Raw genomic sequence first — 12,642 nt, 5'->3', positions numbered from 1 at the left:
GACGGGTTCATCCGGTCGGATCGAAGCGGATGTTCGACGTCTGCACCGACCTTCCGGGACCCCTGAACGGGTGACGTCCAGGTTGTGCTGTTGTGCAGCACTTTCGGTGCGATCCGGACCGAGGTTCGGATCGTAGATGGCGAGATGATCCGTTGTCCGGCTTCACCTCGCTCGACCGTGCGTGGTGAAAACCGTCCGACCGGACGACAGTCGTGTCGTGCCGTTCGGACGGGGTGCGGCTCGCTCAGTGTCGTGCCGCCCATTCGTCGACGAGGCGCGGCAGCTTACGGGCGCCGGCCGCCAGCGACCGTTGGAAGGCACGGATGGCCAAGGCGTCGGCGACCTTGCCGATCGCCCCGCCCCCGACGCCGTCGTTGTGCACGCGGTAGGTGAGTCGTACCCCGTCGTGAGCGTCGTCGAAGGTCGCGGAGATGGTGAATCCGAACGGCGACTCGGTGGACGTGAACTCCGTCCCCTTCACGGGGTCGACGCGGGTGAATTCGCCGACCCAGTCGACCGTGCGTCCCAGAGCCTTCATCTGGCCCTTCCACGTGGTGCCGACGCGAGTGGGGCCCTCCGACACCGGCACGATGCCGACGACACCCGGCGTGAGCGCCGCGACGTGCTCCGGGACCAGGCAGTACTCCCAGACCGTTTCGGGCGGCTGCTTGATCACGACGGAGGTGGAGGCTTCGGGCATCGACGAACTCCTGCGGTGGTGGCGGGTGCCCCCGACGTTACCCATGCTCCGGGGATCCGTGGCGAAAGCACGGATACGGTGCGCATTTTCGCTACGCATCGTGGTGTTAAGCTCTCACGCCGGGGCGGCTGATCAGTGCGATGGGACGACCCGGTTCCCTGCCGACGCATGACCGCAGGGAAGGCGGAGATTCTTCGATGGCCAAAGTGATCGCGACGATCAGCCTGAAGGGCGGGGTCGGCAAGACCACGGTGACCGCCGGGCTGGCCGAATACATGGCGGCCGAGTTCGGTCAGCGGGTGCTGCTCATCGACCTCGACTCACAGATCAACCTGACCACCATGATGATCAGCGAGGAACGCTGGCTCGAACTGAACACGAATGGTCGGACCCTGGCCACGTTGTTCTCCGATGCGGTAAAGGGCACCCGGTACTTCCGGCTCGACGAGGCCATCGAGCGGGGTGTCTCACCGGTGAAGAAGGTCAATTCCGTGGATCTGCTCGCATCGTCGCTCGATCTCATCGAGGTCCAGGAGGACCTGAGCGCGCTGCGCGTCGAGGGGCGGGTGCCCGACGGTGGTACCGGTTTCCTCCGCGAGGCGATCGAACCGGTGCTCGACTTCTACGACTACGTGCTGATCGACTGCCCGCCCAACATCGGGCCCATCACCCTGAACGGGCTCGCCGCCGCGGACGCCTACATCATTCCGACCATCCCGGATGTGTTGTCCACGTACGGAATCCCGCAGATCCAGACCCGGGTGCGGAAGATCGGCCATGAGATCCGTCGGACGATCGTCGAGCTGGGGGTGGTGATCACGAAGTACAAGGCGAACTCGGCCGTGCACCGGTCGACGGCGATGCGCCTTCGCCGTGACCCGACCATCCAGCACGTCTTGCCCAGCTACATCAACGAGGCGAATTCCGTTGCCGCAGCGGCGGAGTTCGCGTCGTACGGGACGCTTCGGGTGAAGTACGGCAACTCCGGACAGTTCGACCAGTTCCGTGGCCTGACCATGGACGTGATGACCGAGGCGCAGGAGAAGATCCGATGAGTTCCGACGACACCCGCCGCCGTATGGAGTATCAGGCCGTCGGCGGTGCGCTCGCGCAGCTGGACGCGAAGAACCCGCAGGCCGCACAGCTGATCGCGGGACTGGCCACCGTGATCATCGCCGAGGCGGAGAAATCATCCCGGTTCGCGTCGGCCCTCACCGGGGTGGTCGACGCGCTGCGGCCGGTAAACGACGCGATCGACGGCGCTCCCGTGCCGGCGCCGCGGAAGCGAACGGCGGCGCCGAAGAAGCGGGTGACACGTCAACCGGGTGCGTTCGATCCGTTCGTCGTCTACCGCGAAGGCGGGGGTGCCCAGGAACTGTCGGCGCGACTCAGCGAACTGACCCTCGACCTGCTCCGCGACATCATCGCCGAGCAGGAACTCGACACCCGCAAGGAGACGAGCCGCAAACGCAAGCCCGAGGTGCTGGTCGCCTGGATCGTCGAACGCGTCGAGGCGTCCGAGAACAAGGGAAGCGTCTTCCGGTAGGCGTTCGCCGGTCGTCGGGCTCAGCGGCCGAGGATGCCGCCCAGCACCCCGCCGGCGCCGGAGCCCGCGGCCCCACCGCCGCCCGTGCCGCCGATGAACCCGCCCGGCGGCAACTCCGACGGCTGCACGACGACGAAGCCCTGGCCGGAGAACGCGAGGGTGAAGCGCTCGCCGGTGCTGCGGCCCATCAGGGTGCCGAGATTGAACGAGTCGTTGGACTTCACCGAGGTCCGCAGACTGGACGACCAGGCGACCGCGGCCTGCGGGTCGGCGTATGTCGCGGCGTCGACGTTGAGGACCACCGGTGTCCCGTCGGTGGTGATCGCGATGCGCCCCCGGCCGGTGAACACGCAGTTGAAAAGGCCCGCGTTGCTCATGGCGCCGGCGCCCTGGACGCGCTGGATGTCGTAGCGGAGCGTCGAATCGAAGGCGAGGACGTTCGCGCCGTTGATCGTGAGGCCGTCGGTGCCGTCGAGGTCGATGAGGTGCACGTCCGACGCGGCGTTGGCGAGAAAGAGGTCGCCCCGGCCGGTGACCTTCATCAGAGGGACGCCCTCGCCGGTCATCGCCTGGCGCATCATCCGGCCGAAACCGCCGGAGCCGAGGGCCTCGAAGTGGAGGTCTCCCTGGTAGGCGACCATCGAACCGGTGCGCGCCATGACCTCACCCGAGAGGCCGACGCGACACATCTTGCTGCCCTGCTTCTGGATGCCCTGGCCGTTGACCTCGGCGTGGGAGGGGGCGAACAGATCGCTGTGCATGGGGACTCCCGTGGGTTGGGTCGTGACCGGAGGCTGGGGCGGGGTGGCCGGCGACGGACTGGCCGGTGGTGGTGACTGGGGTTGTGGGACAGGCGTATTCGTGGGTGGCCACGGCTGCGGATCGGACACGCGCGGTGGGTGGCCCGGAGGCGGTGGCGGTGCCGGGTCGTCCTCCACGTCGATGCCGAATGCGGACACCAGACCGGCGAGCCCGGAGTCGTAACCCTGGCCGACTGCGCGGACCTTCCAGGTGTCGTTGCGGCGGTAGATCTCGAGGCAGACCACGGCAGCCTCGCTGGTCAGGCCCGTCGGCGTGAAGCCGAGTTCCTCGCCGCCGCCGCTCAGGGTTGCGGTCAGGGTGCCGGCGGTCGCGAAGGTGGACGGGCCGGTGCCGTCCAGGCTCGCGGCGACGACAACCGTCGTGATGTCGTGGGGGAGAGCGGCGGTGTCGACGGTGACGATGTCGACCGCTCCCGACGAGCGATAACCGACACCCGGACCGGTGGGCTGGTTGTAGAAGATCAGGTCGGCGTCGGAGCGGACGCGACCGGCATCGGTGAGCAGGATCGCCGAGGTGTTGACCGGCGACGCGGAACGTACCGACACCGTCACGGCCGACGACGGCAACGGGCGGTTCTCTCCGGCGGACAGCGTGAGCACGCGTCCATTGTGCCAACTCGGATGCGCGAGTAAATCGCTCCACTGACCGACCGGCGCGCCCTGACGACAAGCGCCCCCCGGAAAGCGCCCTCCAGAGCGCGGCGGCGGACGATATGTCGCCGGTGCCCGCGAGCAGGGTGCTTCCCAGGGGCGGTTCTCGACGCACGGCTCCCGTCCGCCACAGAAAATCAGTGGCGTCCGCCGGCGGTTCCGCGCAACCATGTTCGACAACAGTTCGTCACGGGCCAGTCCCAGACGATTTCAATGGTGCCGCAACGTGGTTCGCGTGTGCGGGCGAAGTGAGGGAGCGTCATGGCCGCAGTGCTTCTGACGATCGCGTGCGGTGTCGTCCTGCTCGCGATCATCGTCCGCACGGTTCTCGTCGTCGCGGGTGACGGTCGTCGTCGGGTGAGGTACCGGGAAGGATACGACACCCGACGGCCGACTCTCTGACCTCCGGGGCCTGCGCCGATCATCAAGGCGGGCAACGGATGTCCGGCGTGTCAGTGGCCCGAGACGCGGCGGCCCCGGCGGGGTCGGGCGCGGTCGGGTCCGGTCTCGGTGGTGATCACGTGGGCCGCCCGCCGCGCGTGGGCCGAGAGATCCGGGATTCCTTTCACCGGCTGATGCATCGGCAGCAGGATGTAACCCTCCTCCCAGGGGAACCGGCCGTACTCATCCGGCCAGACCACCTGCAGCGTCGGGTAATCGGGGAACAGCAGGTTGGCAAGGATCAGTTCGTCCTTGTGGACCTGCTCGATGAGTCGTACCGACACCGCTACCGTCTGCAGCCGGATGTCGGACTGGTCCGCGACGAGGTCACGCCAGTCCTCGCGGTGCAAGAGATCGCCGAGCTCATTCAGTATGTGGTGCGCGGTGAGCGCGTCGACCCCGTAGATGGCGAGCTCGGGGATCGAGTGCAACGAGAGCCCGGCGGTGTACGAGAACCCGCAGTCGGTCTCGCGACTGTTCGCCTCGGGCGATCCTTCGCCGACGGAGGTCACCTGCCATCCACACCGGCGGATGGTGTCGATGGTCGAGCGGATGACAGGATTGGGATGCCACCGGGGCAGACCTCGGATCGCGGCAGCGTGGTCTGACATGGATCGCTCCTTTGTTCGAAGGGTGACGTCATGACACCACGGGGGTCCGACAAGTTCCGGTGCGAGATCTCCGGTCGCCGGGAGTGGCGAACCGGGCCTGCCGAGGCCCAGTCATCCGTTAGCGTGCCCGCATGACGAAGGTGATGGTGGCGCTGCGTGGAACCGGACTCGGTGCCGAACAGTTGGGGGTCGAACTGCTCGGGGCGGGTTTCCGCCGGGCCTGTGAACGATCGGGCGCGCGTCGCGTGCAGGTGAATTTCTCCGACGACGCGGTGGCCGGCGCCATGCGGATCTCCGAGCTGGACCCGCCGATCGAGGCGGTCGTCAGTGTGTGGGACGCAGATGTGGACATCGTCCTGGCGGCTCTCGGTGACATCGCCACCGTTGTCGGGGCCTGGCGGGTGACCGAACGCGCACCGCTCGACCCCGAGCTGCCCGCCGACGGCTCGCGCGTCGACGCCCTCTCGAATGTGGCCTTCCTGCGCCGGCCGGCCGACCTCGACCCGCAGGAGTGGCGTCGGATCTGGCTCGACGAGCACACGACCGTCGCCATCGAGACGCAGGCGACCTTCGGTTACTACCAGAACGTCGTCGAAGACGCGCTCACGCCGGATACGCCGCAGGTGGACGGCATCGTCGAAGAGCTCTTCCCGATGGCCGCGGTCAGCGACTTCCACGCGTTCTACGGGAGCGGGGGAGACCAGGCGGAGCTCGAGCATCGCATGACCCGAATGCTCAGCAGCGTCGGCAGATTCGGGGCCGACCGCCATCTCGACGTGGTGCCGACGTCGCGCCACGACCTCGTGCTCGAGGTGCCCGCCCGGTAGCTTCGCACGAGGGGGGCTCCCGGACGCGATTTGGGTCTGGCCAGCAGATTCCCTACACTAGACCGGTTGCCTGTGCACCTCAGGTGCCCGGGACACAACTGAATAGTCTCCGGTGCCGGCGAAAAGCCAAGGGCACCGGCGACGAGAACCTTCAGAAACTATCCACTTCGTGGAAGGCCCACCGCAGGTCAGAGGGATTTCCTCTCATCGGCGCTGTATGGGAACCGCCACGAGAAAGGTTGACGGTCAACCATGACCATGACTGACCCGATCGCAGACTTCTTGACGCGTCTGCGCAACGCCAATTCGGCGTACCACGACGAGGTGAAACTCCCGTCGTCGAAGATCAAGGTGAACATCGCCGAGATCCTCAAGCGTGAGGGCTACATCACCGACTACCGCATCGAGGATGCGGAGGTCGGCAAGAGCCTGATCGTCTCCCTGAAGTACGGCCCCAGCCGTGAGCGCTCCATCGCCGGTCTGCGCCGCGTCTCGAAGCCGGGTCTCCGGGTTTATGCAAAGTCCACCAACCTGCCCAAGGTGCTGGGCGGCCTCGGCGTGGCCATCATCTCCACGTCGTCGGGTCTGCTCACCGACCGCCAGGCAGCCAACCAGGGCGTGGGCGGCGAAGTCCTCGCCTACGTCTGGTAGGGGAGGGAACGACATGTCGCGTATCGGAAAGAACCCCATCGAGATCCCCGCGGGCGTCGACGTCACCGTCGACGGACAGCGCGTTGCCGTCAAGGGCCCGAAGGGTGAGCTCTCGCTCACCGTCAGCGAGCCCATCACGGTCGCCAAGGAAGACAACACCATCGTTGTCACCCGCCCCAATGACGAGCGCCGCAGCCGCGCGCTGCACGGCCTGAGCCGTTCGCTGATCAACAACCTGGTCATCGGCGTCACGCAGGGCTACACCACGAAGATGGAGATCTTCGGTGTCGGCTACCGCGTCCAGGCGAAGGGCAAGGACCTCGAGTTCGCCCTCGGTTACAGCCATCCCGTGCCGATCGAGGCCCCCGAAGGAATCACCTTCGCCGTGGAGTCCCCGACCAAGTTCTCGGTCTCGGGTATCGACAAGCAGAAAGTCGGCCAGATCTCGGCGAACATCCGCCGCCTGCGTCGTCCGGACCCCTACAAGGGCAAGGGCATTCGCTACGAGGGTGAGCAGATCCGTCGCAAGGTCGGAAAGACGGGTAAGTAAGCCATGAGTGACACAGCTACCAAGACCAGCCGCAAGCCCCTCGGCAAGGACGTGTCGACGCGTCGTCGTAAGGCGACCGTCAACCGGCACTTCCGTCTCCGCAAGAAGGTCAGCGGAACCCCGGCTCGTCCGCGTCTCGCGGTCAAGCGCAGCTCGCGCCACATCCACGTGCAGCTGATCGACGACCTGGCCGGCAAGACGCTGGCCGCCGCGTCGTCGATCGAGGCCGACGTGCGTGCGGCAGGCGGCGACAAGTCGGCCCAGGCCCGCAAGGTCGGCGAGCTCATCGCCGCCCGCGCCAAGGCTGCCGGCGTCGACGCCGTCGTGTTCGACCGTGGTGGCAAGGACTACCACGGCCGTATCGCCGCGCTCGCCGATGCCGCCCGTGAGGGAGGCCTGAGCTTCTGATGACCATCTTCACCAGCTACACCCACATGACCGGAGGGAACCTCTGATGCCCGGACGTCAGCGTGACGGCGGAAACGGACCCGCCGGTAACGACAACAACCAGAACAACGCAGGTGGCGGCAACGACCGTCGCGGTGGTGGCCGCGGAGACCGTCGCGATCGCGGCGGCCGCGACCAGGACCGCAACCAGCTCGAGCGCGTGGTGACCATCAACCGCGTCTCGAAGGTGGTCAAGGGTGGACGTCGTTTCTCGTTCACCGCTCTCGTGGTCGTCGGCGACGGCCAGGGCATGGTCGGCGTCGGCTACGGCAAGGCCAAGGAAGTTCCGGCCGCGATCCAGAAGGGTGTCGAAGAGGCTCGCAAGAACTTCTTCCGCGTCCCGCTGATCGGCGGCACCGTGACCCACCCGGTTCAGGGTGAGGCCGCTGCCGGTGTCGTCATGCTGCGCCCGGCCAGCCCCGGTACCGGTGTCATCGCCGGTGGCGCGGTGCGTGCCGTGCTCGAGTGCGCAGGCGTCCACGACGTCCTGGCCAAGAGCCTCGGCTCGGACAACGCGATCAACGTCGTCCACGCCACCGTGGCGGCACTCAAGATGCTGCAGCGTCCCGAAGAGGTCGCGGCCCGCCGTGGCCTGCCGATCGAGGACGTCGCTCCGGCCGGTATGCTGCGCGCTCGCGCAGGACAGGGAGTCTGATCATGGCAGAGCTGAAGATCACTCAGGTCAAGGGCACCATCGGTACCAAGAAGAACCAGCGTGACAGCCTGCGGACCCTCGGACTGAAGGGCATCCGCCAGACCGTCACCCGCGAGGACACGCCGATCAACCGCGGCCTCATCAACGCGGTTCGTCACCTCGTGACAGTCGAAGAGGTTTAAGCAATGACCATCAAACTCCATCACCTTCGCCCCGCACCGGGGTCGAAGACCGACAAGACCCGCGTGGGTCGCGGTGAGGGGTCCAAGGGTAAGACCGCAGGCCGCGGCACCAAGGGCACCAAGGCACGTAAGAACGTGCCCGCCGGCTTCGAGGGTGGCCAGATGCCGATCCACATGCGGCTGCCGAAGCTCAAGGGCTTCACCAACCGCAACCGGATCGAGTACCAGGTCGTCAACGTCGGCGACATCGCGCGTCTCTTCCCGCAGGGCGGCACCATCGGCGTCGACGAGCTCGTCGCAGCCGGCGCGGTGCGCAAGAACAAGCTGGTGAAGGTGCTCGGCGACGGAGAGCTCTCCGTCAAGGTCGACATCACCGCCGACAAGTTCACCGCCTCCGCCAAGGAGAAGATCGCCGCTGCCGGAGGCAGCGTCACCGAACTCTGACGGATCCGACCGCCGGTCGGGCGGCAGCACCGCTGCCGTCCGACCGGCGGTTTCGGCGTCACTGTTAGAGTTTCAGACGTTGTCTGCCGCATCCGCACAAGATCGCCGCATCCCGAACATTGTCGATTGCCGAGCACACGGGGATCGGGTCGTGACCGACCCGGAACTGAACCCTCGCGTGGTCGTTCCTAGGAGGAGTTAGTGCTTTCCCCCCTCTTCGCGGCCATACGGACGCCGGACCTGAGGAAGAAGATCCTCTTCGTTCTCGGCATCATCATCCTGTATCGCCTCGGCGCGACCGTGCCGTCGCCCGGCGTGGACTACCAGGCCGTGCGGGCATGTCTGGACGAGGTCTCGGCCGGTGAGTCGAGCTCGGTCTACTCCCTGATCAACCTGTTCTCCGGCGGCGCGCTGCTGCAGCTGTCGGTGTTCGCGATCGGCATCATGCCGTACATCACGGCGTCGATCATCGTCCAGCTGCTCACGGTGGTCATCCCACGGTTCGAGCAGCTGCGCAAGGAAGGCCAGGCCGGCCAGGCCAAGATGACGCAGTACACGCGTTATCTCGCCGTGGCCCTGGCGCTCCTCCAGTCGACCGGCATCGTCGCCCTCGCCGACCGCGGCCAGCTCCTCCCGCAGTCCTGTGCGACCAGCGGTGAGGTGCTCAACGACTCCAGCATCTTCGGTCTGATGATCATCGTGCTCGTCATGACCGCCGGCGCCTGTGTCGTCATGTGGTTCGGCGAGCTCATCACCGAGCGCGGTATCGGCAACGGCATGTCGCTGCTGATCTTCGCCGGTATCGCTGCCCGTATCCCGGCCGAGGGTCGCACCATCCTCAACACCCGCGGCGGTCTCGTCTTCGCCCTCGTGTGTGTCGCCGCGCTGATCATCGTCGCGGGCGTCGTCTTCATCGAGCAGGGCCAGCGCCGCATCCCGGTGCAGTACGCCAAGCGCATGGTCGGACGCAAGATGTACGGCGGCTCGTCGACCTACCTGCCGCTGAAGGTCAACCAGGCCGGCGTCATCCCGGTCATCTTCGCGTCATCGCTGCTGTACCTGCCGCAGCTGATCGTCGAACTGACGCGCAGCACCGACGGAACGCAGTCGACGTGGCAGGAGTACGTCACCAAGTACCTGACCGATCCCAGCAACGGGGTCTACATCGCGGTCTACTTCCTGATGATCATCTTCTTCACGTACTTCTACGTGGCGGTGACGTTCAATCCGGAGGAACGCGCCGACGAGATGAAGAAGTACGGTGGCTTCATCCCGGGTATCCGGCCGGGCGCCCCGACCGCGGAGTACCTGGGCTACGTCCTCAGCCGCATCACTCTGCCCGGTTCGATCTACCTCGGTATCATCGCGGTCCTGCCGAACCTGTTCCTCGAGATCGGTAACAGCGGCAACGTCCAGAACCTGCCGTTCGGCGGCACGGCCGTACTGATCATGGTCGGTGTGGGCCTGGACACGATGAAACAGATCAACAGTCAGTTGATGCAACGCAAGTACGAAGGATTCCTCAAGTGAGACTCGTTATTCTCGGCCCGCCCGGAGCAGGCAAAGGCACCCAGGCGGAACTGCTGAGCGAAGCCCTCGGCATCCCGCACATCTCGACCGGTGACCTGTTCCGCGCCAACATCTCCCAGGGCACCCCGGTCGGTATCGAGGCCAAGAAGTACCTCGACGCCGGCAACCTGGTCCCGTCGGAGATCACCGTCGACATGGTTCGCGCCCGCGTGGGCGAGCCGGATGCAGCCAAGGGCTTCATCCTCGACGGCTTCCCGCGTTCGACCGAGCAGGCCGATGCCCTCAAGGACATCCTGGCCAATCTCGACGCCTCGCTCGACGCCGTGTTGTCCTTCGTCGTCGACACCGACGTCGTCGTGGAGCGCATGATGGCTCGTGGTCGTGCCGACGACACCGAAGAGGTCATCCGCAACCGGATGGACGTCTACACCAAGGAGACCTCGCCGCTGCTCGAGTACTACGGCGACGAGGTCAAGACCATCGACGCGGTGGGCGACATCCAGGATGTCCACCAGCGCGTGCTGAGCGCCCTCGGCGCCGGCGTCAACTGACACGCCGAGACTGCGTCCGCTGATGGGTTTTCGTAAACGCAAGCGCGTTCCGTTCCGCTCCGCCGCTGAACTGGATGCGATGGCAGCAGCGGGCGCAGTCGTCGGATCGGCTCTCGTGGCCGTCCGCGACGCCGCGAAGGTGGGGGTCAGCACCCTCGACCTCGACGAGGTCGCGGAGACCGTGATCCGCGAGGCCGGAGCAGTTCCTTCGTTCAAGGGCTACAACGGTTTCCCCGGATCGATCTGCAGCTCGGTCAACGACGTCGTGGTCCACGGGATCCCGTCGGCCGATGTCGTTCTCGCCGAAGGTGATCTCGTGTCGATCGACTGCGGTGCCATCCTCGACGGCTGGCACGGCGACTCGGCCTGGACCTTCGGGGTCGGCGAGCTGTCGCAGGCCGATGCGGATCTGTCCGAGGCCACCCGTCTGTCGATGGAGGCCGGTATCGCGGCCATGGTCGACGGCGCACGCCTCACCGACATCTCCCACGCGATCGAACTCGGCACCCGCGCCGCGGAGAAGAAGTTCAACCGTCCGTTCGGCATCGTCGACGGGTACGGCGGTCACGGCATCGGTCGCGAGATGCACATGGATCCGTTCCTCGCCAACGAAGGCGAGCCCGGTAAGGGGCCGCTACTGGTGATCGGGTCGACGCTCGCGATCGAGCCGATGCTGACCCTCGGCACCGTCGACACCACCGTGCTGGAGGACGACTGGACCGTCGTCACCGACGACGGTTCCCGGGCCGCGCACTGGGAACACACCGTCGCGGTCACCGCCGACGGCCCGCGGATTCTGACCCCGCGGCCCCACTAGTCGGTCCCTCGGCTCGTCTGCGCCACCGCCCGGAGTCTGCCGGGTCGGGGAGTTCCACTTTATTGTTCATACAGCGAACAACGATTGATCGCCGATTCGCACACCCGTTGAATGGTCATGACCGCGGAGGCGTGACCGGGCGCGGTGGATGACGAGTGTCGAGCAGAGAAGAGTGGGGACGAGATGACGACTGTGGAACTCGGCGACGGACTGAAGGTCTCCGCCCTCGGATTCGGTGGCATGTCGCTGACCGACGTCTACGGCGCGGTCTCGGATGACGATGCCCTGCGCACCCTCACGCATGCGGTCGACAGCGGTGTGACGTTCATCGACACCGCCAACGTCTACGGCAACGGGCGCAGCGAGACCACGATCGGGAAGCTGCTCAAGACCCGCCGCGACGACGTCCAGCTCGCCACCAAGTTCGGCATCGTCGGTCAGGGTGGTGTCGGGCAGCGCGGGGTCCGCGGTGACCGAGAGTACGTTCGCGAGCAGGTCGAGCTCAGCCTCGCTCGGCTGGGCACCGATCGCATCGACCTGTACTACCAGCACCGCGTCGACCCGGTCGTTCCGATCGAGGAAACCATCGGCGCGGTCAAGGAACTGGTCGAGGAGGGCAAGGTCCTGCACATCGGTCTGTCCGAGGCGACCGGTGACGAGATCCGCCGCGCGGTCAGTGTGCACCCGATCGCGGCCATCCAGTCCGAGTGGAGCGTCGTCTCCCGAGACGTCGAGCGCTTCGTGGTGCCCGCTGCCCGTGAGCACGGACTCGGGTTCGTCTCCTATTCGACCCTGGGCCGCAAGTGGCTGGCCGGGCTCCTCGACCACGACGATCTGGTCGAAGGCGATGTGCGCCTGAACATCTCGCGCTACACGCCCACCAACCTCGCGTACAACCAGCCGATCCTCGAGGAGTTCTTGCAGATCGCCGACGAGGTCGGCGTCACCGGTGCACAGCTGGCGCTGGCCTGGTTCTACACCAAGGGGCGCGAGTTCGGTCTTCCCGTCGTCTCGATCCCGGGTTCGCGTTTCGCCGAGCGGGTCACGGAGAACCTGGCCGGCGTCGACGTCGAATTGACCGCGCAGCAGGTCGGGCGTCTGGATACGTTGGCCGCCAGGGTTCGCGGTCATCGGTCCGCGCAACCGCAGTTGGTGTCCTCGGCACGCGAGTGACCCGCGACCGCGCCACTGCCGTCGCGGTCACCGCCGACGGTCCGC

At 66.5% G+C, this 12,642-nt stretch carries 17 protein-coding genes; 14 read left to right on the top strand and 3 right to left on the bottom strand.

Annotation, left to right across the window (positions count from 1 at the left end):
• Positions 1-244: 244 nt before the first annotated feature.
• Positions 245-700 (bottom strand): SRPBCC family protein, encoded by a 456-nt coding sequence (locus tag GONAM_RS11945; protein WP_006867015.1) that lies wholly within the window; start codon positions 698-700, stop codon positions 245-247.
• Between the two features lie 197 nt (positions 701-897).
• Here GONAM_RS11945 and GONAM_RS11940 point away from each other — a divergent pair, with 197 nt between their 5' ends.
• Both GONAM_RS11940 and GONAM_RS11935 read left to right on the top strand, forming a co-directional pair.
• On the top strand, positions 898-1,755 hold the full coding sequence (locus GONAM_RS11940; RefSeq protein WP_006867014.1) for a ParA family protein: 858 nt from the start codon (positions 898-900) through the stop codon (positions 1,753-1,755).
• Entirely contained in the window at positions 1,752-2,246 is a 495-nt protein-coding gene (locus GONAM_RS11935) for a hypothetical protein (protein WP_006867013.1), read from the top strand. The genes GONAM_RS11940 and GONAM_RS11935 overlap by 4 nt, the downstream gene beginning before the upstream one ends.
• Positions 2,247-2,266: 20 nt before the next feature.
• On the opposite strand, the gene GONAM_RS11930 is transcribed toward GONAM_RS11935, so the two are convergent.
• Positions 2,267-3,667, bottom strand: a complete 1,401-nt coding sequence (locus GONAM_RS11930) for an AIM24 family protein (protein ID WP_006867012.1) — start codon at positions 3,665-3,667, stop codon at positions 2,267-2,269.
• Between the two features lie 312 nt (positions 3,668-3,979).
• On the opposite strand from GONAM_RS11930, the gene GONAM_RS22760 reads away from it, so the two are divergent.
• The gene (locus GONAM_RS22760; RefSeq protein WP_167330272.1) at positions 3,980-4,120 is read left to right on the top strand and encodes a hypothetical protein; all 141 of its coding nucleotides are present in this window, start codon (positions 3,980-3,982) and stop codon (positions 4,118-4,120) included.
• A 50-nt stretch (positions 4,121-4,170) separates the two neighbouring features.
• Here the strand turns inward: GONAM_RS22760 and GONAM_RS11925 are convergent, their stop codons facing one another.
• Complete coding sequence (locus GONAM_RS11925) at positions 4,171-4,770, bottom strand: DUF4262 domain-containing protein (protein ID WP_006867011.1); 600 nt, start codon at positions 4,768-4,770, stop codon at positions 4,171-4,173.
• A gap of 131 nt (positions 4,771-4,901) precedes the next feature.
• Here GONAM_RS11925 and GONAM_RS11920 point away from each other — a divergent pair, with 131 nt between their 5' ends.
• From GONAM_RS11920 to GONAM_RS11870, 11 genes are all read left to right on the top strand, one after another.
• Positions 4,902-5,597 carry an EthD domain-containing protein gene (locus GONAM_RS11920; RefSeq protein ID WP_006867010.1) on the top strand — a complete coding sequence of 232 codons (696 nt, stop codon included), beginning with the start codon at positions 4,902-4,904 and terminating at the stop codon, positions 5,595-5,597.
• Positions 5,598-5,849: 252 nt separating this feature from the next.
• Entirely contained in the window at positions 5,850-6,248 is a 399-nt protein-coding gene (gene rpsH, locus GONAM_RS11915; protein WP_005197628.1) for a 30S ribosomal protein S8, read from the top strand.
• A 13-nt stretch (positions 6,249-6,261) separates the two neighbouring features.
• Positions 6,262-6,798 (top strand): 50S ribosomal protein L6, encoded by a 537-nt coding sequence (rplF, locus tag GONAM_RS11910; protein WP_006867009.1) that lies wholly within the window; start codon positions 6,262-6,264, stop codon positions 6,796-6,798.
• A 3-nt stretch (positions 6,799-6,801) separates the two neighbouring features.
• The gene (gene rplR, locus GONAM_RS11905; protein WP_005197625.1) at positions 6,802-7,206 is read left to right on the top strand and encodes a 50S ribosomal protein L18; all 405 of its coding nucleotides are present in this window, start codon (positions 6,802-6,804) and stop codon (positions 7,204-7,206) included.
• Between the two features lie 46 nt (positions 7,207-7,252).
• The gene (rpsE, locus tag GONAM_RS11900) at positions 7,253-7,900 is read left to right on the top strand and encodes a 30S ribosomal protein S5 (RefSeq protein WP_005197623.1); all 648 of its coding nucleotides are present in this window, start codon (positions 7,253-7,255) and stop codon (positions 7,898-7,900) included.
• Positions 7,901-7,902: 2 nt separating this feature from the next.
• Entirely contained in the window at positions 7,903-8,082 is a 180-nt protein-coding gene (gene rpmD, locus GONAM_RS11895; RefSeq protein ID WP_005197622.1) for a 50S ribosomal protein L30, read from the top strand.
• 3 nt (positions 8,083-8,085) lie between these two features.
• Positions 8,086-8,526 carry a 50S ribosomal protein L15 gene (gene rplO, locus GONAM_RS11890; protein ID WP_006867008.1) on the top strand — a complete coding sequence of 147 codons (441 nt, stop codon included), beginning with the start codon at positions 8,086-8,088 and terminating at the stop codon, positions 8,524-8,526.
• 201 nt (positions 8,527-8,727) lie between these two features.
• Positions 8,728-10,056: a preprotein translocase subunit SecY gene (gene secY, locus GONAM_RS11885; RefSeq protein WP_006360195.1), complete on the top strand. Its 1,329-nt coding sequence runs from the start codon at positions 8,728-8,730 to the stop codon at positions 10,054-10,056.
• Positions 10,053-10,607 carry an adenylate kinase gene (locus tag GONAM_RS11880; protein WP_005197619.1) on the top strand — a complete coding sequence of 185 codons (555 nt, stop codon included), beginning with the start codon at positions 10,053-10,055 and terminating at the stop codon, positions 10,605-10,607. Before secY ends, GONAM_RS11880 begins: the two co-directional genes overlap by 4 nt.
• Positions 10,608-10,629: 22 nt before the next feature.
• On the top strand, positions 10,630-11,424 hold the full coding sequence (map, locus tag GONAM_RS11875; protein ID WP_006867007.1) for a type I methionyl aminopeptidase: 795 nt from the start codon (positions 10,630-10,632) through the stop codon (positions 11,422-11,424).
• A gap of 183 nt (positions 11,425-11,607) precedes the next feature.
• Complete coding sequence (locus tag GONAM_RS11870; protein ID WP_006867006.1) at positions 11,608-12,597, top strand: aldo/keto reductase; 990 nt, start codon at positions 11,608-11,610, stop codon at positions 12,595-12,597.
• The last annotated feature ends 45 nt before the right edge of the window (positions 12,598-12,642 follow it).

The organism is Gordonia namibiensis NBRC 108229, assembly GCF_000298235.1.
Classification (GTDB): domain Bacteria; phylum Actinomycetota; class Actinomycetes; order Mycobacteriales; family Mycobacteriaceae; genus Gordonia; species Gordonia namibiensis.
The sequence above is the reverse complement of the archived record's forward strand: the minus strand, read 5'-3'. Positions and strand labels throughout refer to the sequence as shown.

Coding starts and splice junctions, on each gene's coding strand:
- rpsH (WP_005197628.1), top strand. CDS start 5,850: ATGACCATGACTGACCCGATCGCAGACTTCTTGACGCGTCTGCGCAAC.
- rplF (WP_006867009.1), top strand. CDS start 6,262: ATGTCGCGTATCGGAAAGAACCCCATCGAGATCCCCGCGGGCGTCGAC.
- map (WP_006867007.1), top strand. CDS start 10,630: ATGGGTTTTCGTAAACGCAAGCGCGTTCCGTTCCGCTCCGCCGCTGAA.
- GONAM_RS11925 (WP_006867011.1), bottom strand. CDS start 4,770: ATGTCAGACCACGCTGCCGCGATCCGAGGTCTGCCCCGGTGGCATCCC.
- rpmD (WP_005197622.1), top strand. CDS start 7,903: ATGGCAGAGCTGAAGATCACTCAGGTCAAGGGCACCATCGGTACCAAG.
- rplR (WP_005197625.1), top strand. CDS start 6,802: ATGAGTGACACAGCTACCAAGACCAGCCGCAAGCCCCTCGGCAAGGAC.
- GONAM_RS11940 (WP_006867014.1), top strand. CDS start 898: ATGGCCAAAGTGATCGCGACGATCAGCCTGAAGGGCGGGGTCGGCAAG.
- GONAM_RS22760 (WP_167330272.1), top strand. CDS start 3,980: ATGGCCGCAGTGCTTCTGACGATCGCGTGCGGTGTCGTCCTGCTCGCG.
- GONAM_RS11920 (WP_006867010.1), top strand. CDS start 4,902: ATGACGAAGGTGATGGTGGCGCTGCGTGGAACCGGACTCGGTGCCGAA.
- GONAM_RS11870 (WP_006867006.1), top strand. CDS start 11,608: ATGACGACTGTGGAACTCGGCGACGGACTGAAGGTCTCCGCCCTCGGA.
- rplO (WP_006867008.1), top strand. CDS start 8,086: ATGACCATCAAACTCCATCACCTTCGCCCCGCACCGGGGTCGAAGACC.
- rpsE (WP_005197623.1), top strand. CDS start 7,253: ATGCCCGGACGTCAGCGTGACGGCGGAAACGGACCCGCCGGTAACGAC.
- GONAM_RS11935 (WP_006867013.1), top strand. CDS start 1,752: ATGAGTTCCGACGACACCCGCCGCCGTATGGAGTATCAGGCCGTCGGC.
- GONAM_RS11945 (WP_006867015.1), bottom strand. CDS start 700: ATGCCCGAAGCCTCCACCTCCGTCGTGATCAAGCAGCCGCCCGAAACG.